18 protein-coding genes and 1 tRNA gene are annotated in these 19,150 nt (G+C 65.5%); 8 read left to right on the forward strand and 11 right to left on the reverse strand.

The genetic code is table 11. The features are described 5' to 3' along the window. Nucleotides 1–31: 31 nt before the first annotated feature. The 6 genes from V7D81_RS02930 to V7D81_RS02955 form a co-directional block, all read right to left on the reverse strand. A complete protein-coding gene (locus V7D81_RS02930; protein WP_324314362.1) occupies nucleotides 32–769 on the reverse strand; it encodes a LytR/AlgR family response regulator transcription factor in 738 nt (245 codons plus the stop codon). Nucleotides 770–912: 143 nt separating this feature from the next. Beyond that, nucleotides 913–2,001 (reverse strand): histidine kinase, encoded by a 1,089-nt coding sequence (locus V7D81_RS02935; protein ID WP_324314364.1) that lies wholly within the window; start codon nucleotides 1,999–2,001, stop codon nucleotides 913–915. Between the two features lie 14 nt (nucleotides 2,002–2,015). Beyond that, the gene (locus V7D81_RS02940; protein ID WP_324314366.1) at nucleotides 2,016–2,939 is read right to left on the reverse strand and encodes an NAD(P)-dependent oxidoreductase; all 924 of its coding nucleotides are present in this window, start codon (nucleotides 2,937–2,939) and stop codon (nucleotides 2,016–2,018) included. A 90-nt stretch (nucleotides 2,940–3,029) separates the two neighbouring features. Further along, a complete protein-coding gene (locus V7D81_RS02945) occupies nucleotides 3,030–3,488 on the reverse strand; it encodes a DUF4124 domain-containing protein (RefSeq protein WP_324314368.1) in 459 nt (152 codons plus the stop codon). A gap of 389 nt (nucleotides 3,489–3,877) precedes the next feature. Then, nucleotides 3,878–5,098, reverse strand: coding sequence for an ammonium transporter (locus V7D81_RS02950; protein ID WP_349257598.1), 1,221 nt, complete (start codon nucleotides 5,096–5,098; stop codon nucleotides 3,878–3,880). 277 nt (nucleotides 5,099–5,375) lie between these two features. Continuing rightward, the gene (locus V7D81_RS02955) at nucleotides 5,376–5,714 is read right to left on the reverse strand and encodes a P-II family nitrogen regulator (RefSeq protein ID WP_324314372.1); all 339 of its coding nucleotides are present in this window, start codon (nucleotides 5,712–5,714) and stop codon (nucleotides 5,376–5,378) included. A gap of 357 nt (nucleotides 5,715–6,071) precedes the next feature. On the opposite strand from V7D81_RS02955, the gene ubiK reads away from it, so the two are divergent. The 3 genes from ubiK to V7D81_RS02970 all read left to right on the forward strand — a co-directional run bounded on the left by ubiK (nucleotide 6,072) and on the right by V7D81_RS02970 (nucleotide 8,354). Further along, nucleotides 6,072–6,314, forward strand: a complete 243-nt coding sequence (gene ubiK / locus V7D81_RS02960) for a ubiquinone biosynthesis accessory factor UbiK (RefSeq protein WP_324314374.1) — start codon at nucleotides 6,072–6,074, stop codon at nucleotides 6,312–6,314. A gap of 77 nt (nucleotides 6,315–6,391) precedes the next feature. Then, nucleotides 6,392–6,817, forward strand: coding sequence for a GxxExxY protein (locus V7D81_RS02965; RefSeq protein ID WP_324314376.1), 426 nt, complete (start codon nucleotides 6,392–6,394; stop codon nucleotides 6,815–6,817). Between the two features lie 19 nt (nucleotides 6,818–6,836). Next, nucleotides 6,837–8,354: a YifB family Mg chelatase-like AAA ATPase gene (locus V7D81_RS02970; RefSeq protein WP_324314378.1), complete on the forward strand. Its 1,518-nt coding sequence runs from the start codon at nucleotides 6,837–6,839 to the stop codon at nucleotides 8,352–8,354. A 23-nt stretch (nucleotides 8,355–8,377) separates the two neighbouring features. On the opposite strand, the gene V7D81_RS02975 is transcribed toward V7D81_RS02970, so the two are convergent. After that, nucleotides 8,378–8,887, reverse strand: a complete 510-nt coding sequence (locus V7D81_RS02975) for a c-type cytochrome (protein ID WP_324314379.1) — start codon at nucleotides 8,885–8,887, stop codon at nucleotides 8,378–8,380. A gap of 193 nt (nucleotides 8,888–9,080) precedes the next feature. Here V7D81_RS02975 and V7D81_RS02980 point away from each other — a divergent pair. The 3 genes from V7D81_RS02980 (at nucleotide 9,081) to V7D81_RS02990 (ending at nucleotide 10,726) form a co-directional block, all read left to right on the forward strand. Next, nucleotides 9,081–9,157 (forward strand) — tRNA-Arg (locus tag V7D81_RS02980). Nucleotides 9,158–9,205: 48 nt separating this feature from the next. Then, on the forward strand, nucleotides 9,206–10,033 hold the full coding sequence (locus V7D81_RS02985; protein ID WP_324314380.1) for a uroporphyrinogen-III synthase: 828 nt from the start codon (nucleotides 9,206–9,208) through the stop codon (nucleotides 10,031–10,033). A gap of 81 nt (nucleotides 10,034–10,114) precedes the next feature. Next, entirely contained in the window at nucleotides 10,115–10,726 is a 612-nt protein-coding gene (locus V7D81_RS02990) for an NAD(P)-dependent oxidoreductase (protein ID WP_324314381.1), read from the forward strand. 515 nt (nucleotides 10,727–11,241) lie between these two features. On the opposite strand, the gene V7D81_RS02995 is transcribed toward V7D81_RS02990, so the two are convergent. Beyond that, entirely contained in the window at nucleotides 11,242–12,630 is a 1,389-nt protein-coding gene (locus tag V7D81_RS02995) for a GGDEF domain-containing protein (RefSeq protein ID WP_324314382.1), read from the reverse strand. Nucleotides 12,631–12,667: 37 nt separating this feature from the next. On the opposite strand from V7D81_RS02995, the gene V7D81_RS03000 reads away from it, so the two are divergent. Beyond that, nucleotides 12,668–12,796, forward strand: a complete 129-nt coding sequence (locus tag V7D81_RS03000) for a hypothetical protein (protein WP_324314383.1) — start codon at nucleotides 12,668–12,670, stop codon at nucleotides 12,794–12,796. A gap of 54 nt (nucleotides 12,797–12,850) precedes the next feature. On the opposite strand, the gene V7D81_RS03005 is transcribed toward V7D81_RS03000, so the two are convergent. Next, entirely contained in the window at nucleotides 12,851–14,509 is a 1,659-nt protein-coding gene (locus V7D81_RS03005) for a SulP family inorganic anion transporter (protein WP_324314384.1), read from the reverse strand. Nucleotides 14,510–14,647: 138 nt separating this feature from the next. On the opposite strand from V7D81_RS03005, the gene V7D81_RS03010 reads away from it, so the two are divergent. Beyond that, on the forward strand, nucleotides 14,648–15,097 hold the full coding sequence (locus V7D81_RS03010) for a DUF411 domain-containing protein (RefSeq protein WP_324314385.1): 450 nt from the start codon (nucleotides 14,648–14,650) through the stop codon (nucleotides 15,095–15,097). Here V7D81_RS03010 and V7D81_RS03015 read toward each other — a convergent pair. Then, nucleotides 15,085–17,310, reverse strand: coding sequence for a prolyl oligopeptidase family serine peptidase (locus V7D81_RS03015; protein ID WP_324314386.1), 2,226 nt, complete (start codon nucleotides 17,308–17,310; stop codon nucleotides 15,085–15,087). The genes V7D81_RS03010 and V7D81_RS03015 overlap by 13 nt on opposite strands. 86 nt (nucleotides 17,311–17,396) lie before the next feature. Next, nucleotides 17,397–19,013: a GMC family oxidoreductase gene (locus V7D81_RS03020; RefSeq protein ID WP_324314387.1), complete on the reverse strand. Its 1,617-nt coding sequence runs from the start codon at nucleotides 19,011–19,013 to the stop codon at nucleotides 17,397–17,399. Nucleotides 19,014–19,150: the final 137 nt, after the last annotated feature.

Below are 19,150 nucleotides of genomic sequence, written 5' to 3' on the forward strand. Positions count from 1 at the left end.
CTCCGTGATCTCCGTGTGAAACTCCGATTCTTCAGGATTCCCCACGGATACGGCGTAACAGTTCGGACGCGTGCCGCCGGCTGACTTCCAGCACATCGCCGCACTCCCTGACGCGCACGTTGTACTTGCCTTCCTCGGTGCGCTCGACGGCCGAGATCTGTTTCTCTGCGACCAGTGCGTTGCGATGGATGCGCACGAAGTCGGTCGCGAATTCTTCCGCCAGCGCTTTCAATGATTCGTCGATCAGGCTCTCGCCGCCCTTGTGGCGCACGGTCACGTACTTCTGATCGGCGAGGAAGTAATAGATGTCGGCGACGGGAATCAGCTTCAGCTGATCGCCGAGCCGCGCACAGATCTGGTCGCGCCGGTGCTCGAGCCGCGCCGATTGCGCGACCTTGACGAGTCGCGACGGCGAGATGCGCGAGGCATGGCGCAAGGCATGCGCCAGCTTCTCCTTGCGAACGGGCTTGAGCAGGTAACCGACCGCTTCGGTTTCGAAGGCTTCGACCGCGTACTGATCGTAGGCGGTGGTGAAGATGACCGCGGGCGGATCCTGCAGCGTGTCGATGTGCCGCGCTACTTCGATGCCGGAGATGCCCGGCATGCGCACGTCCAGCAGCACGATGTCGGGCTGCTGCTCGCTGCAATACGCGAGCGCTTCCTCGCCGTTGCCGGCTTCGGCAATCGACTCGTAGTCGCCGATTTCCTCGAGCAGCCGCCGCAACCGGTCGCGGGCCGGCGCTTCGTCGTCAACGATCAGCAGATTCATGTGTCATGCGTCGCAGAGACCGAATAGAGAAGAGAATGGCCGCAAAAAGGCGCAAGAATCGCAAGGGTAAGAAATACATTTCCGACCTTTGAGCCCTTTGCGCTTTTTTGCGGCCATTCCTCTGAATCCGGGGTCCGCGCAGTTCATTCCCTTTCCTGCCCGGCAGCATACGGGAAGACGAGGCGCGCAGAAAACTCGCCGTCCTTCTGGCGCGTTTCGATGCGGGCGCGGCCGGGCCAAGCGAGTTCCAGGCGCTGGCGGATGTTTTCCAGGGCCATGCGGTTGCCCTCGCGTTCGCCGTAGCCTGCCTGTGCGGGGATCGGGTTGCGGACTTCGATCTCCACGTCGTGCTGGCGGCGGCGTCCGGTGATGGTGACGGTGCCGCCGGCCGGCAGCATTTCGATGCCGTGATACACGGCATTTTCCAGCAGCGGCTGCACGATGAGGCTGGGCACCGGCGTGTTGAGCGGTAGATCGTCGATGTGCCACTCCACGCGCAGTCGGGGTCCGAGGCGCAGCTGTTCGATGCGCTGGTGCGTGCGCGCGATGTCGAGTTCCTCGCGCAGCGTGATCATCGTGTCCGCTTCCGCGAGGCTCGCGCGGAACAGGTCGGCCAGATCTTCCACCGCCTGCTCGGCGCTGTCGGGATGGGTGCGGGTCAGTGCCGCGATCGTGTTCATGCTGTTGAACAGGAAGTGCGGGCGGATGCGCGCCTGCAACGCGCGGATGCGCGCCAGCGCTTCCATTTCGATGCTGCGTTTCCATTCCGCGCTGACGTAGAAGTAGCGCAGCGCGAGCGAGCTGACGATGAAGCCGACCACCATGTTCCGCAGCAGGAAGCCCGCGTGCGTGTTCGGAAACAGCAGGCTCGATTCGACATGGCCGGGGTTCAGTGCACTGCCGACCTGGTACACGACTTCCGAGACGACGCCGACCGTACCGACCACCAGCGCAATGGCGATAGACGCGGCCCGCCCCGCCGGCATGCGCTCCAGCCAGCGCCGGCTGCGACACAGCACCGCCGCGCAGACGAGCCCGATCCACAGCAGGAACAGCGATGAGCTCGCCAGATCGATCCAGAAATTCTCGTGCAGCGCCTGGCGTGCGATGGCGAAGATGATCGCAACGAGTTCGGCGATCAGCACGATGGCCAGGACGGCGGACCCCTGGCAGAAGTCGGGCAGGAACAGTCGGGTCGCGGGGCCGCGGGTGTCGGAATCGGTCGCGGACATCGCGGCTCGGCCGATTACGTTTCGTCGGCGCGTTTGGGATCGGCCGCCGCGGCGGCGAACAACGCGTCTTTCAGATGGAACAGCGTGGAGATGTCTTCATCGCCGTGTCCCTGCTCGATGAGGCGTCGATAGTGGACCAGCGTCATTTCGATCAGCGGCAGCTGCACGCCATGACGCTGCGCCATGGCGCGGCAGATTTTCAGATCCTTCTCGTGCAGGCGCACGCGGAAGCCCGGGGGATAGCTGTCGCGCACGATGTTCGGCGCGCGATTCACGAAGTACCAGCTCGATCCCGCGCCCTTGCCGAGGGTTTCGATCAGCTTGTCGAGCGGCAGGTCCTCGGCCTTGGCGAAGGCCATGGCTTCGGCGACGGCCTGGATGACGCCGGCGCACATGATCTGGTTGGTCGCCTTCGCAGCCTGACCCGAACCGGTCGGGCCGAAATGCGTGACGGTGCGTCCCATGGCTTCGAGCACGGGACGGGCGCGCTGGAACACGTCGTCATCGCCGCCGCACATGACGGCCAGCGTGCCGTCGCGCGCGCCTTCGACGCCGCCGCTCACCGGCGCATCGATGAAGTGAGCGCCGCGCTCGCGCAATCGCAGCGCGGCGGTGCGCGCGGTGTTGGCGCCGACGGTCGAGCAGTCGATGACGATGGCGTCGCGCCGTACATTCGGCAGCAGCGCGTCGACCATCGCGAGTACGTCGTCGTCCGCGGAGACGCACATCGCGATGGCATCGCACAGCGTCGCCAGATCCGCTGGCGTCTTCGCGACGACGCAGCCGGTTTCACGGGCGATGGCTTCGGCTTTCGCGGCCGTGCGATTCCAGACCGCAGCCAGCAGGCGGTGCTTGTGAAGATTGCGCGACATGCCCAGGCCCATGGCGCCGAGTCCGATGAAACCGATACGCCGGGGAGCGGGCAGGGAAGTAGTCATCAGCAGGGAAAACTCCGGGACGGGACGCGGGGATTGTACGTCCGGGCCCGCCGGAATTTCATGGCCGGGTCGGCGACCCGGCCGCGGGAATCATTTGCAGAACTCGTCCATCGTCGACTTGGCGGAGCTGCGCGCGGCATCGAGTTCGGCATCGCTGAGGTAACGGCGCTCGCCATTGGCCTGCGTTTCGTACAGCCGCTGCGAGGTCGCGTATTTGTCGTAGCGTTCGCGCGCCTTGGTGCAGCGCTCTGCCTTGTCCTTCGCGGTCAGCTCTGCGGCCGACTGCTGATCGGTCTGCGCAGCGTTCGACTTCTGCCGGGCTTCGTCCGTGGCTTTGAGCTTTGCCAGTTCGGCCTGTTCGCGCGCCTGGACTTCGACGACGTCCGTCTTGCGCGACTGCACGTTGAGGCGTTCGGCCGGCAGGGTCGGCGGCTTGTCCGTGTACTGCACGTTGCCCTGGGCGTCCTTGAACATGTAGACGTCGGCGTGCGCAGCGCCGGCGCAGAGCACGACAGCCGCAGCGGTCAGGGTCAGTGAATATCGCAACATCGCCATCTCCAGGACGTTGATCGGATCGTTCGCGGTCGTTGCCGCGGACGGACGTGCGCATCGGCACGACAGTGGGGCCAGTGTGCCCGTGTCGCGCGCCGAATCCCTTGATGCGGGTCACCGTTATGCCCGCTGCCCGTCGTTCTCGCAGCGCCGGGTTCGTGCGCGCCGGCGTGGACATTTCTTCAATGGCGACAGGGACTTGCGTCGTCCCGGCTGCATCGGATTCGGCCCGGCCGAGTGTATCAGGAAGGTTTGCGGACTGAGTCAAGACAGGCCCGCGAGGCGCGCGGACTGAGGACTGCGTCACGCTCCGGTCGCGCAAAAAGAAACGGGCGCTTGCGCGCCCGTTTCTGCGAGTGACGGCGAGGTCGCCGCCCTCATCGACGTCAGAGGTTGTAACCGCGCTCGTCGTGCAGGCTGAGGTCCAGGCCCTCTTCTTCCTGCTCGGTCGTGACGCGCAGCCCGACGATCACGTCGACCACCTTCAGGATGATGAAGGAGAGCACGCCCGTGTACACCACCGTGAACAGCACGCTCTTGGTCTGGATCCAGACCTGGCTCGCGATCGTGGCGCCTTCGCCCGGCTCCCACACGCCGCCCATCGCCGGGAAGGCGAAGACGCCGGTCAGGATCGCGCCGACGATGCCGGCGATGCCGTGGACACCGAAGACGTCGAGCGAATCGTCATAGCCGAGCGCGCGCTTCACCGTCGTGGAGAACAGGAAGGCCATGTAGCCGGCGACCACGCCGATGACCAGCGCGCCGACCGGTCCCACCGTGCCGGCGGCCGGTGTGATGCCGACCAGGCCGGCGACCGCGCCCGAAGCGATGCCCAGCAGCGAGGGTTTGCCGTGCTTGATCCACTCGGCAAACATCCAGGCCAGTGCCGCGGTACCGGTGCAGATCTGGGTCACGAGCATCGCCATGCCGGCGCTCGCGCCTGCGGCCAGCGCGCTGCCGGCGTTGAAGCCGAACCAGCCGACCCACAGGATGGAGGCGCCGACCAGCGTCAGGCCGAGGTTGTGCGGAGGCATCGCGGTGGTCGGATAGCCCTTGCGCTTGCCGAGCACCAGTGCGGCGACCAGGCCGGCGATACCGGCATTGATGTGCACCACCGTGCCGCCGGCGAAGTCCAGCACGCCCCAGTCCCACATGAGCGCGCCATCGCCGCTCCACACCATGTGCACCATCGGCACGTAGCAGATCGTGAACCACAGCGTGAGGAACAGCAGCATCGCCGAGAACTTCATGCGCTCGGCGAACGCGCCGACGATCAGCGCCGGCGTGATGATCGCGAACGTCATCTGGAAGGTGGCGAACAGCGACTCGGGAATGGTGCCGACCAGCGAATCGAGCGTCACGTCGGAGAACAGCGCCTTGTCCAGGCCGCCGATGATCGAGTTCAGGCCGAACGCACCTGCCTCCATGCCGGTGGTGTCGAACGACATGCTGTAGCCGTAGATCGTCCACAACACCGTCATCAGGCCGGCGGTGGCGAAGCACTGCATCAGCACCGACAGGATGTTCTTCGAGCGCACCATGCCGCCGTAGAACAGCGCCAGTCCCGGAATGGTCATGAACAGCACGATCGCCGTCGCCGTCAGCATCCAGGCGGTATCGCCGCTGTCGAGCGTCGGAGCCGCTTCCTCGGCGGGCGCCGCTTCTTCTGCCGCTGCCGCCTCTGCAGGCGCTGCGACGGCTTCCGCTGCAGTCGGCTCGGCCGGCGTGTCCTGCGCCAGCGCCATGTTGGACCCGGTGAAGGTCAGTGCGAACAGCACGACGCTCCACAGGCAAGTGAGCACGCGGCTCGTGGACCAAGGTCTTTTCACTGTCGTTCTCCTACGGGAAGAATTTATTTAGTTGCCAGGAGGTGCTCGAAAAAAACTAAACCGCCTCGACGCCTGTCTCGCCAGTACGAATGCGAACCGCCTGCTCGAGGTTGATCACGAAAATCTTGCCGTCGCCGATCTTTCCGGTACGGGCGACGTTGGTGATCGCCTCGACTACCTGCTCGGCGATCGAATCGTCGACCGCCAGCTCGATCTTGGTCTTGGGGAGAAAATCCACCCGGTATTCGGCGCCCCTGTACAGCTCGGTGTGACCGCGCTGCCGACCAAAGCCCTGCACTTCCGTCACCGTGATGCCCTGAACGCCGATATCCGCGACGGCCTGACGGACGTCATCCAGCTTGAACGGCTTGATGATCGCGGTTATCAACTTCATCGCACTCCGGCTCCTGGAAGGTCATGGGCGCGAGCGGCGAAGGTTTCGTGGTGAACTCTTGAGCACTCGTTTCGCGCCGCATCGGAAATGCACTTTCTGTGCCACGAAATCGGCAAGGTGAAACGGTGTTACCGCCTCGACGGGATACTGGGAACGCACCCGATTAGTGCGAAATTTCCTGATGCCTGCCTCAGACTGGCGCAAGGCGGTTCAAAACAAGCGGCAAGACCGTCCCGCGTGGGCGACAGGGCTGCGAAAAGGGTGCAAGCGCCCGCGGTCCGCGGCCAATCGCTCGCACCTTGCCTTGCCTGTATGCGCTGCCTAGAGTTCGGCCGATTCCGTTACCAAGGCGCTCCCATGGATCCCCGCAGCATCGACGACCTCGCCCGCCGGCTCGCTTCCGCCGTTCCCGACAGCCTCCACGCCGTGCGCCGCGATCTGGAGAGCAACTTCAAGGCCGTCCTGCAATCCGGCCTGTCGAAGCTCGATCTGGTGACCCGCCAGGAATTCGATGTCCAGGCCGGCGTCCTGCGCCGCACCCGCGAAAAACTCGAAGCGCTGGAAGCGCGGCTCGCGGCGCTGGAGAAGCCGAAGAGCTGAAGACTGGAAGACCGGAAGGATTTCCACGGGGAACACGGGGATCACGGGGCAGAAAGGCAACCAAGGAAGGTATCGACGTGGCAAAGGAATGCCCGCCAGACATCATCGATCTAACGCTGACGGCCGCAACGATCGTTCATCGCAACCTCGGACCCGGATTGCTCGAGTCCGTGTATGAGGCAGCACTCGCTTATGAGCTTCGGTCGGTTGGCATAGCAGTCCGCACGCAAGTTGCGTTTCCGGTCATGTATCGGGGTGTCGACCTTGGGATTGGCTTTCGCGCAGACATGATTGTTGCGGAGAGCCTGATCCTGGAGATCAAATCGCTCCGCGCCGTCGACGCCTCGCATGTTTCCCAACTGCTGACGTATCTGCGCCTGGGTGACATGCGCATCGGATTCATACTGAATTTCAATCATCGGTTGCTGAAAGATGGGATCAAACGGGTTTCGCTCTTTTCTTCACCCCGTGATCCCCGTGTCCCCCGTGGAAATTTTTCTTAGTCTTTGAGGAGCGCCAAGGATGGCAATGGCAACGGTATTGAGCCGCGCGCAGCACGGCATGGAAGCGCCGCAGGTGCGGGTCGAGGTGGACATCGGCAACGGATTGCCTGCATTCACCATCGTCGGTCTGCCCGAGGCGGTGGTGAAGGAAAGCAAGGATCGCGTGCGTGCGGCGATCGCGAACTGCAACTTCGAGATGCCCGCCGGGCGCATCACCGTGAATCTGTCGCCGGCCGATCTGCCGAAAGAAGGCGGGCGGTTCGATCTGCCGATCGCGGTCGGCATCCTGCTCGCGTCCGGCCAGTTGCCCGACACGCAACTGCAGCGCTGCGAGCTGTACGGCGAGCTTTCGCTCAGCGGTGAAGTGCAGCCGGTGAAGGGCGCGTTGCTGTCGGCACTGGCGGCTGCACGAGTCGATCACTCGTTGATCGTGCCGCCCGCCAATGCGGCCGAAGCACAGCTCGTCACACGGTGCCGTGTCGCCGTCGCGACGCATCTGCTGGAAGTCGCGGCGCATGCAACGCAGGCCAGTCCGCTGAATTTCCAGCTCGGCGAACCGTTGCCCGACGTCATTCCGCCGGGTCTGGATCTCAGCGACGTGCGCGGTCAGCATCAGGCGCGGCGCGCGCTGGAAATCGCCGCTGCCGGTCAGCACAGTCTGCTGTTCGTCGGTCCGCCGGGGACGGGCAAAACCATGCTGGCACAGCGACTGCCCGGATTGCTGCCGCCCATGAGCGAAGCGGAAGCGCTGGAAGTGGCAGCGGTTCGCAGCATCTGCGGCGCGTCCATCCGGTTGAACGAGTGGCGCGTGCGGCCGTTTCGTTCGCCGCATCACACCGCGTCGGCCGTCGCATTGGTGGGCGGCGGTGCGATGCCGCGGCCGGGCGAGATCTCGCTGGCTCACAACGGCGTGCTGTTCCTCGATGAACTGCCAGAATTCGGCCGGCATGTGCTCGAAGTGCTGCGCGAACCGCTCGAGAACGGTTGCATCACGGTGTCGCGTGCCGCCCAGCAACTGGAATTCCCAGCCAGTTTTCAGCTGATCGCGGCCATGAATCCCTGCCCGTGCGGCCATCTCGGCGATGCACAGGGTCGTTGCCGCTGCAGTGTCGAGCGGGTCGAGAAGTATCGGGCGCGCATTTCAGGTCCGGTGCTCGACCGGCTCGACATGCATGTCGAAGTGCCGCGCGTGGCAGCCAGCGCGCTCTATGACAACGACGTGGAATGCGAATCGACCGCAGCGGTCGCGGCCCGCGTGCGCTGTGCGCGTGCATTGCAGATCGAGCGCCAGGGCAAGGCGAATTCGAAACTGGGCAACCGCGAAATGAAGGAGCATTGCCGCGCGGGTCGATCGGCAGCGGCGATGCTCGAACGCGCGACCACGGCGCTGGGGCTTTCGGCCCGCGCGCATCACCGGATCCTGCGCGTGGCGCGAACGATCGCCGATCTCGCTGGCACCAGCGAGATCGATGAACTGCAGATGGGAGAGGCGATTGCGTTGCGGCGCTTCGACCGCAACGCGAAGGCGGCGGGCTGAGCCGCCGCGTGCGAAGCCGGGACTTACTTGGCGGCAGCGACCATGTAGTCGACAGCGTTCATGATGGACTTGTCCGCCAGATCGACGCGACCGCCCTTCGGCGGCATGAAGCCGGACTGACCCTGGAAACCCTCGATCGAATGCTTGTGCAGCGTATCGAGCCCCTTGGCGATGCGCGGACCCCACGCGCCCTTGTCGCCGTACTTCGGCGCGCCGGCGACGCCGGCGCCGTGACAGGCGATGCAGGCCATGCTGTAGACCTGGTCGCCGGGCAGCTCCGCCGCCGGTTCGGCAGCCTGCGGCTTGGCGGGCGCCAGCGCTGAATTGTCCTGACCGCTCACCGCCACCTTGGCGACGGGAGCAATCCGGTCATTGACGGCGGCCTGCATGGCCGGATCCTGATGAACGTGGGCTTCCTGCGTATCCACTGCGACGTTACGGGCCAGCACCCAGATACCGAGGGCGATGAGCATCAGGATGCCCAGCACCAGGGAGAAGATATTGAAGAACTTCTTGTCGTGCGCAGCGCTCACAGCGGCTCCAAAAGCAAGGGGGCTCAAAACGGGCGCGCAAGTATAGCGGCCCGCCGCCGGGCCTCAAACCGCAAAAAACCTGAAGGAAATCCGGCGCGAGCAATTCCGGGTTCATTCGACCGGCGCTCGGCGTGCCGTTGCGGGTTGGACCCCGCGGGCGCCGCCCCTTAATATCCCGGCCCCGCCGAAGCACGCGCCCGTAGCTCAGCTGGATAGAGTACTGCCCTCCGAAGGCAGGGGTCACTGGTTCGAATCCAGTCGGGCGCGCCATCTCCTGCTATCGTCCCGCCGTCATTCCGACGAACCGGACGTTCGTTCATGTCGACTCAAGAACAGACCCTGGCCGGCCGCACCATCGCCGTGCCCGAAACCCGCGAGCTGGACGTGTTCTCGGCGATGCTCGAGCGGCGCGGCGCCACGGTGCTGCGCTGTCCGCTGGTCGCGATCCTCGATGCGCCCGATCCGCAGCCGGTGCTCGAGTGGGTACGTCACTTCAACACCGGCACGGTTCACGATCTGATCCTGCTCACGGGCGAAGGACTGCGCCGCATCCTGCGCTGCATCGACGTCCATGCGCCCGATCATCGCGACGAGTTCATCCGGGCGCTGACGAAGGTTCGCAAGATCACCCGCGGCCCGAAGCCCGCCAAGGCGCTGCGCGAGCTTGGCCTGAAGCCGGACATCGCGGCGGAAGTGCCGACCACCGAAGGCGTGATCGAATCGCTGCGCAAGGCGGGCAGCCTTGCTGCACGCAGCGTCGGCGTGCAGCTGTACGGCACCGAGCCGAACCTGCCGCTCGTGAACTTCCTGCGCGATGCCGGCGCGACCGTGCGGACGGTGGCTCCTTATATCTACGCCGACAAGGCCGACGACGACGCAGTGCGCGCGCTGCTCACGAAAATGGCGAACGGCGAAGTCGACGTCATCGCCTTCACCAGCACGCCGCAGGTCGAACGCATCTTCGCCGTCGGGCCCCCGGAACTGGTGCAGCAGGCGCTGGAGCGCACGGAAATCGCCGCCATCGGCCCGGTGGTGGCCGAGGCGCTGCAGCGCCATCAGGTCACCGCGCGCCTCATGCCGCACGATTCCTTTTTCATGAAACCGCTGACGAGCGCCATGGCAGACGGACTCGGCCCGCGCACCTGAGCCGCCGTCGTACTTGCCACAATCGGCCCCCCGGCATTTAAGGAGTAGAACGGCCCGCATCGTCGGGTAGGGAGCCAGGCCGTGAGAATTGCATTGATCGGGGCGAGCGGAAACGTCGGATCGCGACTCGCGGCGGAGTTCGTCGCCCGCGGACACACGGTCACGGGCATCGTGCGATATCCCGAAAATGCCACGCCCAGCGAACGCCTCTGCATCGTGAAGGGCGATGCCCGCGATGCGACGGCGCTCGCTGCGCTCATTGCAGGACACGACGTCGTCGTCAGCTCGGCCCGCCATCTCGACAGCGATGCGCGTTCGACCATCGACGCGGTGAAGACCGCCCGCGTACCGCGACTGGTGGTCGTCGGCGGCGCCGGCAGCCTGGAAGTCGCGCCGGGAAAGAAACTGCTGGATACGCTGGAATTTCCCGCCGCATACAAACCGGAAGCCGTGGCCGGCGCCGCATTTCTCGATCTGCTGCGCGCCGAACCGGAACTCGACTGGACCTACGTTTCGCCGTCCGCCGAATTCGTCGCCGGACAACGCACGCAGCGATTCCGTCTCGGCGGCAACGAACTGCTCACCGACGCGCGCGGCCGCAGCTGGATTTCGATGGAGGACTACGCCCTCGCGCTCGCCGATGAACTGGAGAAGCCGGCGCACCGCCGCCAGCGCTTCACCGTCGGCTATTGACTGCTTCCTGTGGGGCCGGCTTCAGCCGGCCTCTGAGGAGTCAGGCTGAAGCCTGACCTACAGGAAGAATCCGTCATCCGTCGTAGCGTCGATGGATCGCCGCAAAGCGCATACGCAACTGTTCGACACGTTCCTCCGGCGACACCTTCGCACAATCCGCCGGCAGCGCCTACGCCAGCTCGGCGCGCTTCACCCGCCGCGTATCGAGCACGGTGCCTGCGCTCGTCATGAGATTCCGTGATCGGGCAGCCAGATCGAGTGATAGCGCCCGCTGTCGAGCGCCTCGAGCCGCGACAGATCGAGCGGCAGCGTCGTGCGCAGGAATGCGGCGCGAAGTATTTGTCGTCTGAAGTTGGAAGAGGAAGAGAGGCCGCAAGGACCGCACAAAAGAAATCGAATTCTTTTGTGAGGTCTTTGCGGCTCTCGTTCTTGCTCCTGCTCTCTTGCTGTGGGGCCGGCTTCAGCCGGCCTGCTGGACAAGAAGTCAGGCTGAAGCCTGACCTACAGGAAGAAAGTCAGCCGGCGATGCAGCGATTGCGTCCCGTTTCCTTGGCCTGGTACAGCGCCTTGTCGGCGCGGTCGAACGCGGCGCCGGCGGAGTCGTTGTCGAGCAGCGCGGTGACGCCGCCGGAGATGGTGATGGAGACCGGTGTGCCGCGGAAATGGAAGCCGATGGCGGCGATGGCATTGCGCATGTCGTCGATGACGCGCATGGCATCGTCGATGCGCGTGCCTTCGAGGATCATCACGAACTCTTCGCCGCCGTAGCGCGCCACGAAGTCCGTGCGCCGGATGCGGCCGGCAAGGCAGTCGGCAACGGCGCGCAGCACGCGGTCGCCGGCGCGATGGCCGTAGGTGTCGTTGACGCGCTTGAAGTGATCGACGTCCATGACGGCGAGGCAGGCGGGCGCGTTCAGGCGGCGGCAGCGTTCGAGTTCTTCCTCGATGCGCTTGTCGTAGGCGAGACGGTTGGGAATCTTGGTGAGCTGATCGATCGCCGACAGGCGCTGTTCGTCCTGCAGCTGGGTCTGCAGCAGGCGGGCGCGGCCTTCGAGTTCGGCGATGCGCGAGCGCATCTGTTCGTTGCGCGTCCGCATTTCGTTCGAGAATGCGGTTTCGCGCTGGCGGAAGGCCTGCAGGTGCAGATCGATCGAATCGAGCCGGTTGCGCACCAAGCCGCGGATCTGCTGCAGATCGTCGGCGGCCTCGACGCTCTCGCCCATGGCTTTCATCTCGCCGGTGAGCTGCAGGCTGAGCGTTTCGCTGCTGGCGCGCGACTGGTTCTGGGCCTGGCTCTGCTCGGCGACGAAGCGGCCGACTTCATCGAGCTTGCTCGCCATGTGCGTGAGCAGCGCTTCCAGTTCCTGCCGCGCGTGCTCGATGCGCTTGATGCGCTGGCCGACCAGATCCATCAGCGACGACAGCACGTCCGGCAGCTGTTCCGGCGACAGTGCCGCGCCGAGCCGTGCGTCGACGGCATCGATCTGGCTGACCAGCGAGCTGTCGCGTCGCAGTTCGACGAGCAGTGCCACCAGCACCACGCGGACGCGTTCGTCGATGCGGGGCGCGAGCGGCGGTGCGGCCGCAGGCCTGACCGCCACCGGTTGCGTCGCAATGAAAGACGCCGCAGGCGACAGGTCCAGCGCCTGGATCGCTTCGGTCAGCGCCGGCGTGATCTTTTCGAGTTCGTCGTGCGAGACCTCGCGCCGCAGCGCTGACTGCAGCCGCTTGATCTGTTCGTCGAGTCCCGGCGTCTGGCCGAGCGACGCACTGCACAGCCGGCCGGCGAGCTTCTTCAGCACCGCCTCCATGGCGCGGAAGCGGCGATGTTCGTCTTCGAGCGAGCTCAGGCTGTCGAAGTATTTCTTGCGCCAGTTGTCGGTTTCGGGGGCGGCCGTCTTCACGGACTGAACTGATCCAGCAGCGGGGTTGACCAAATGGATGGAATCATCCGCTCCCGCCGCGTTGGGCGATGCGGCGCGCGTCAAGGAATTCCTGCAGCTCGTCGTGCGGCCGCGCGGATGCCGGCTGCGTCACGCACGCGCGCGGGTGAACCGATTCTCGGAATGAAAAAAATCAGGGAAGCGCGGAGCTAAAGTTCCGCGCGTTGCGGCCGGTGGTTTCTCAGGCCGTGACCGGCGTTGCCGGCGGCGATTGCAGCGTCGCCAGCGCCTGCCGCAGATCGCTGCAGAGATTGTCGGCGCCGATCAGGTCGACGATGCCCGCGCGTTCCAGCTTGCCGCGCACGCGTTCGTTCGCCCCCGTCACCATCACGCGCACGCCGCGCCGCCGCAGGTTCGTGACGACTTCCTCCAGCGTCTCGAGTCCCGTCGCATCGATGAACGGCACCCAGCGCAGCCGGATGATGAGCGTCTTCGGATCGGTGTGCGTCGATGCCAGCGCGCGTTCGAACGTTTCGGCCGCGCCGAAAAAGAACGGGCCTTCGACGCGATACACCAGCACGTCCGGCGGCAGGTGGAGCGTTTCGGTGCCGAACTCGGCGTGCAGCTGCTGCACGGTCTGCTGCTGGACTTCGACGCTGCTCGCCATGCGCCGCAGGAACTGCAGGATGGCGAGGATCACGCCGATGTTCACGGCGACCACCAGATCGACGAACACGGTGAGACCGAACGTCACCAGCAGCACGACCACGTCGGCGCGCGGTGCGCGACGCACCATCTTGAAGAAGTGGCCGGCCTCGCTCATGTTCCAGGCGACCACGAACAGGATCGCCGCCAGCGCCGCGAGCGGAATGTTCGCCGCCAGCGGCGCCAGCAGCAGCACGATGAGCACGAGCGTCGCAGCATGCACGATACCGGCGAGCGGCGAATTGCCGCCGTTGCGCACGTTGGTGGCGGTGCGCGCGATGGCGCCGGTCGCCGCGAAACCGCCGAACAGCGGCGCGACGACATTGGCGATGCCCTGACCGATGAGTTCCTGGTTGGAATCGTGCCGCGTGCCCGCCATGCCGTCGGCGACGACGGCGGACAGCAGCGACTCGATCGCGCCCAGCATCGCGATCGCAAACGCGGGGCCGATCAGTTCGATGATCGTGGAGACGGACAGCGCCGGCATCTGCGGCAGCGGCAGCGTCGAAGGAATGCCGCCGAAGGCCGAGCCGATGGTGGCGACATCCTTGAAGCCGAAGATCATCTGCAGCGCGCCGGCGAACACGACGCCGACGAGCGGACCGGGTACGCGGCTCAGCTGCGGCACGCGCGGCAGCAGCACGATCACGGCGAGCGTCGCGCAGGCGAGCAGTGTCGTCGTCAGGTTCAGCTGCGGCAGTACCTGCAGCGTGTGCCAGAGCTTTTCGTGAAAGTGGGCGCCGGTGACCGCCGGCAGTCCGAAGAAGCTCGGCCACTGCCCCGTCCAGATGATGACGGCGATGCCGGCGGTGAAGCCGAGAATCACCGGATCGGGAATGAACTTGATCACCGTGCCCATGCGCGTGATGCCGAACAGCAGCAGGATCACGCCGGCCATCAGCGTGGCGACCTGCAGCCCGGCGATGCCGTACTGCGCCGTGATGCCGGAAAGAATCACGACGAAGGCGCCGGTGGGTCCGGCGATCTGGATGCGGCTGCCGCCGAACAGCGAGACCACGATGCCCGCGACGATGGCCGTGTAGAGACCCTGCTCGGGCTTCGCGCCGGAGGCGATGGCGAAGGCCATGGCCAGCGGCAATGCAACCACACCGACGACCGCGCCTGCCGCCAGGTTGCGCATCCAGTGTTCGCGCGCCAGCAACCCGGCGCGTCGGGCTTCGAGCAGGGCGATCATGAATTCACGTTTTCATTGGCGGCAGAACCGGATAGTAACGCAACGTCGGCGAAGGGCGGGCTGCCGGGCAGGATGAACACCACGATCGCACCGTTCCGCGGTTATGCTGCGTCTCCCTCGATCCGATGGAGACCGCACATGAATCGCAGAGAGACATTGCTGGCGCTGGGCGCGATTCCCCTGCTTGCCTATGGCGAGGAAAAATCGCCGCAGATCGTGCGCGTGAACAAGACGCCGACCTGCGGCTGTTGCGGCCTGTGGGTGCAGCACCTCGAAAAGGCCGGCTTCAGGACCGAGGTCCGGGATTTCGATGACCTCGCGCCGCTCAAGCAGCGTCTGGGCGTGCCGGCTTCGCTGAGTTCCTGTCACACCGCCGAGGTGGGTGGCTACTTCATCGAAGGCCATGTGCCGGCCGCGGACATCCAGCGTCTGCTCAAGGACCGACGCAAGGGCAAGGGGCTCGCAGTGCCGGGCATGCCGGCCGGTTCGCCGGGCATGGAGGTGTCGTCGGGCCGGGTCGATCGCTACGAGGTGCTGCTGGTACGCATCGATGGTCAGACAGAAGTGTTCTCGACCTACGGTACCTGAGTCGCGACGTTGCGCTCGTCCCTGATCTGGCGCCAACGACGGTACTGATCGGCTTTCCCGGGCGCCGGCTGCTCCTTGCCGGCCAGCCAGAACTCGAACCAGTCGACGATCATTTCCTGGTGCGCCAGCTTGTGCAGCGGTTTCGAGAGGACATGCTGTCCGCTGCGTAAGTACTGCAGCTCGACGGGTTTGTTCTGATCCCGCATGGCGGCGTACAGATCCCAGCAGCTGATGAGGTGCCAGGGATCTGCCGCAGAGAACAGCACGGCGGCTTCGATGCGGCCGGATGCGAGCAGGGGCACACGTTCGCCCCAGAGCCTGAGTCCTGCGCCGTACGGAGCCGCGCCGACGTAGACGTCCTGGTAGGCGCGAGGAATGAAGGAATCCACGCCTGCAAAATAACCGGTGAACGTCACCGGGTCGGTATTGGCAATCACTGCCGCAGCAAATCGATCGGGCGCATTCGCGATCGATGCGGCCGTGGTCCATCCCGTATAGCTGTAGCCGCTGATGCCGACTTTCGTCGGATCGACGAAGCCGTTCCTGACAAGCTGATCGATGCCCGCAAGATAGACGTCCATTCCCAGCTCCGTGGCGTCGCGCCACGATTCCGCATCGGCGGCACTGGGCTCGCGAACCTGCAGCACGATGATGTCGCGCGCCGCCAGCGCCCGTCCGGCGCTGGCCGTATCCGCGTCGCCGACGCGAAAGAACCGCTCCGGATCGAAGCCATGAGTCTGGACGACGAGCGGGTAGCGCCGGTCGGACTGCCAGTGCGGCGGCAACACGAGTCCGCCGCGATGCGTCCTGCCATGACGATCGCGCCATTCGTGGATGCGCACTTCGCCGAGTTCGACCTCGTCGAGCTGCGGATTGGGATCGAAGATCGGTCGTCGTTTTTCCGCGAGCGTGTCCACGGCGACCAGGACCGGTCGTTCGTTCAACGACTCCTGCACGACGAATCGTATTGGCGGAAGGAATTTCCGGTCGGCTTCGCGCGGGGCAAGCCAGCGTTGCCTGTCGCGGTCGATGATCAGCGAGCGATGCAGCTCCTTGCCGAAGGTCTTCAGTGCGACGTACAGCCGGTCGTGCGACACCCAGCGGACTTCGCGTACCAGTTCCGGTGAGTTGCGTTCAGCGGTCAGAACGCAGCGGACGGTGCCTGTGCGGAGATCTGCGACGCCAATGGTGCACGGGTCCGGTTTGCCGCCCGCTGCGACAAGATCGATTTCGGTGATCGCGATCTGCGTATCGTTCGCCGACCAGGCCGCCCTGAACAGCGCGCTGCGTCGATAGCGATACGGACGGACGCTGGCGCCAGCGACGGCCTGCAGCCGGCCGGAGTCGAGATCGACGATCGCGTACGCCGGCGCGGCGGCTTGCGGCGAGGGATACGCGGTCGTTGCGAGCCGGGCGCCATCCGCAGAGAGCGATGCGGTGAGGTTTCCATAGGCCACGCGAAGGCTGACGGGCTGTCGTGTCGCGTCGTCCACGACGGGTTGTGCCTTGTCATCGCGGGCGCGCCACAGGTGCGCCTCCAGCCGGCCGGACAGGTCGTTGCCGCGGAAGTTCGGATACAGCATCGCGATCAGCGGTTTGCCGACGCCGACTTCGATGTCCGGCACGTTCGGCCCGGCCGATTGCCAGAGTTCTTCTTCGTTCACGCCCTTCAATGCGAGGAATGCCAGCGAGCGACCGGCCGCGGCATAGACGGGTACGTCGACGTCGTCCGGAGAGATCGCCGTCCGTGCGCGCGTGGCGATGTCAACACGGAACAGCTGCCGATTCTCGCGGCCATCGCGCCCCAGAAAGGTCAGGCTGCGCGCATCGTCCGCCCAGGCGAGTTCGGAGATCGTGTTGTCGCGGTTGAACCAGTCCGCCGTCAGACCGTTGACTGCGGCAGACATGCGCACGAGAGGAATCGGCTCCGGCGGCGGGCCACCGTTGCGGATGAATGCTCGAACCTCGTCCGTTCCGAACAGCCAGATCGTTCCTTCCGTCACGCCTTCGGGAAGGCGGCCGCGATGCGTGATCTTCGTGATGTAGCGTCCGTCCGGCGAGATCAGCCCATCGTCGGACAGATGATCGCGTTGCGACGACTCGATCGTGCCGAAGTACGCCATCCCGACGGCATCGCGAACTTCGAACGGACGGTTGCCGTGTGCGTTCTCAGCGGTCCATGCCGGCTGTGCGCACAGCAGGAGAAGGAGCATCCCGCCTCCGGCGATCGATCGGGTCGTCTCGTGCGTGCGATGAGAAATGAGTCGCACCCGATCCGCGGCGACGCGATACGACATGGCTATCGCGCGTCCCGCAGGATCGCCCGCGCCCCCACTTCCGCAATCGCATACGTCGGCGCGTTCGTATTCCCGGAAGTGATCCGCGGCATGATCGACGCGTCGACCACGCGCAGGCGGTTCACGCCGTGCACGCGCAGGTCGGCGTCGACGACGGCGAGCGCATCGCTGCCCATGCGGCAGGTGCCGACGGGATGGAAGATCGTCGTGCCGAGTTCGCCGGCGGCGCGTACGAGTGACAGGTCGTCTTCGACGCTGGCGCCGGGACGGTATTCCTCGGGGCTGTATTTCTGCAGCGCCTGCGCCGCCATGATGCGGCGGGTGAAGCGGATCGAATCGACGGCGACGCGGCGGTCGTCCTCGTCCTGCAGGTAGTTCAGTTTGATCGCGGGGAAATCGGCAGTGCTGGCGCTGCGGATGCGGACCCAGCCGCGCGAACGCGGACGCAGGTTGCACACGCTCGGCGTGATCGCGGGAAAGTCGTGCAGCGGATCGCCGAACCTGTCGAGCGACAGCGGCTGCACGTGCCACTCGATGTTCGCGCTCGGCTGAGACGGATCGCTGCGTGCGAACGCGCCGACCTGCGACGGCGGCATCGTCAGCGGACCGGTGCGCAGCGCGAAGTACTGCATGGCCATTGCCGCCTTGCCCCACAGCGTGCCGGCCATCTGGTTCAGCGTGCGCACGTTGCTGACCTTGTACTGCAGGCGGATTTGCAGATGATCGTGCAGGTTCTCGCCGACGCCGGGCAGCGCATGCACGACGGGAATCTGCAGCGACTGCAGCAGATCGGGCGCGCCGATGCCGGAGACCTGCAGCAGTTGCGGTGAACCGATGGCGCCGGCGGCGAGAATCGTTTCGCGGGTGGCGCGGACTTCATGCACCTGATCGCCGCGCCGGAAGCGCACGCCGGTGCATTCGCGTCCGGAGAACAGCAGGCGTTCGACGTGGGCGTGCGTCAGCACCGTGAGATTGGATCGCTGCAGCACCGGTTTCAGGAAGGCATCGCTGGCGCTCCAGCGCCGGCCGCGTTTCTGGGTGACCTGGAAGTACGCGCTGCCGGCGTTGTCGCCACCGTTGAAGCAGCCGATCTGGTTGATGCCGCACTCGGCGGCAGCAGCGCGCCAGGCATCGAGAATGTCCCAGCGCACGCGCGGATTCTCGACGCGTACTTCGCCGCCCGCGCCATAGCCGTCGACCGCGCCGCCGGCGAAATCTTCGAGCGACTGGAAGATCGGCTGTACCTCATCCCACGACCAGCCGCGATTGCCGAGCGCGGCCCAGTGATCCCAGTCCTCGCGCTGGCCGCGCATGTAGATCATGGCGTTGATCGAGGAACAGCCGCCGAGTCCGCGGCCGCGCGCGTAATGGATCGAGCGGCCGGCGAGATGTTCGTCGGGATCGGTCTGGTAGCACCAGTCGGTGCGCGGATTGGCGATGGTGTAGAGGTAGCCGACCGGGATGCCGATCCAGAAGTAGTCATCCTTGCCGCCGGCTTCGAGCAGCAGCACGCGATGCCGCGGATCGCGCGACAGCCGGTTCGCCAGCAGGCAGCCGGCGCTGCCGGCGCCGATGATGATGTAGTCGAATCGGTCGAAGTCGCTGCTCGGTGCGGTCATGCGCGAGGATGGTGACCTGCGGGATCTTTATCTTCTGTGGGGCCGGCTTTAGCCGGCCTTCTGAGGAGTCAGGCTGAAGCCTGACCCACAGGAGAAAGGATCACAACCGACGAGGTTGCCCGGAAAGGTGAATACGA

This window comes from Povalibacter sp. (assembly GCF_036735925.1).
Lineage (GTDB): Bacteria > Pseudomonadota > Gammaproteobacteria > Steroidobacterales > Steroidobacteraceae > Steroidobacter.

Coding starts and splice junctions, on each gene's coding strand:
- V7D81_RS02930 (WP_324314362.1), bottom strand. CDS start 769: ATGAATCTGCTGATCGTTGACGACGAAGCGCCGGCCCGCGACCGGTTG.
- V7D81_RS02935 (WP_324314364.1), bottom strand. CDS start 2,001: ATGTCCGCGACCGATTCCGACACCCGCGGCCCCGCGACCCGACTGTTC.
- V7D81_RS02940 (WP_324314366.1), bottom strand. CDS start 2,939: ATGACTACTTCCCTGCCCGCTCCCCGGCGTATCGGTTTCATCGGACTC.
- V7D81_RS02945 (WP_324314368.1), bottom strand. CDS start 3,488: ATGTTGCGATATTCACTGACCCTGACCGCTGCGGCTGTCGTGCTCTGC.
- V7D81_RS02950 (WP_349257598.1), bottom strand. CDS start 5,098: ATGCTGACGGCGACGGCGATCGTGCTGTTCATGACCATTCCGGGACTG.
- V7D81_RS02955 (WP_324314372.1), bottom strand. CDS start 5,714: ATGAAGTTGATAACCGCGATCATCAAGCCGTTCAAGCTGGATGACGTC.
- ubiK (WP_324314374.1), top strand. CDS start 6,072: ATGGATCCCCGCAGCATCGACGACCTCGCCCGCCGGCTCGCTTCCGCC.
- V7D81_RS02970 (WP_324314378.1), top strand. CDS start 6,837: ATGGCAATGGCAACGGTATTGAGCCGCGCGCAGCACGGCATGGAAGCG.
- V7D81_RS02985 (WP_324314380.1), top strand. CDS start 9,206: ATGTCGACTCAAGAACAGACCCTGGCCGGCCGCACCATCGCCGTGCCC.
- V7D81_RS03000 (WP_324314383.1), top strand. CDS start 12,668: ATGGAATCATCCGCTCCCGCCGCGTTGGGCGATGCGGCGCGCGTCAAG.
- V7D81_RS03005 (WP_324314384.1), bottom strand. CDS start 14,509: ATGATCGCCCTGCTCGAAGCCCGACGCGCCGGGTTGCTGGCGCGCGAA.
- V7D81_RS03010 (WP_324314385.1), top strand. CDS start 14,648: ATGAATCGCAGAGAGACATTGCTGGCGCTGGGCGCGATTCCCCTGCTT.
- V7D81_RS03015 (WP_324314386.1), bottom strand. CDS start 17,310: ATGCTCCTTCTCCTGCTGTGCGCACAGCCGGCATGGACCGCTGAGAAC.
- V7D81_RS03020 (WP_324314387.1), bottom strand. CDS start 19,013: ATGACCGCACCGAGCAGCGACTTCGACCGATTCGACTACATCATCATC.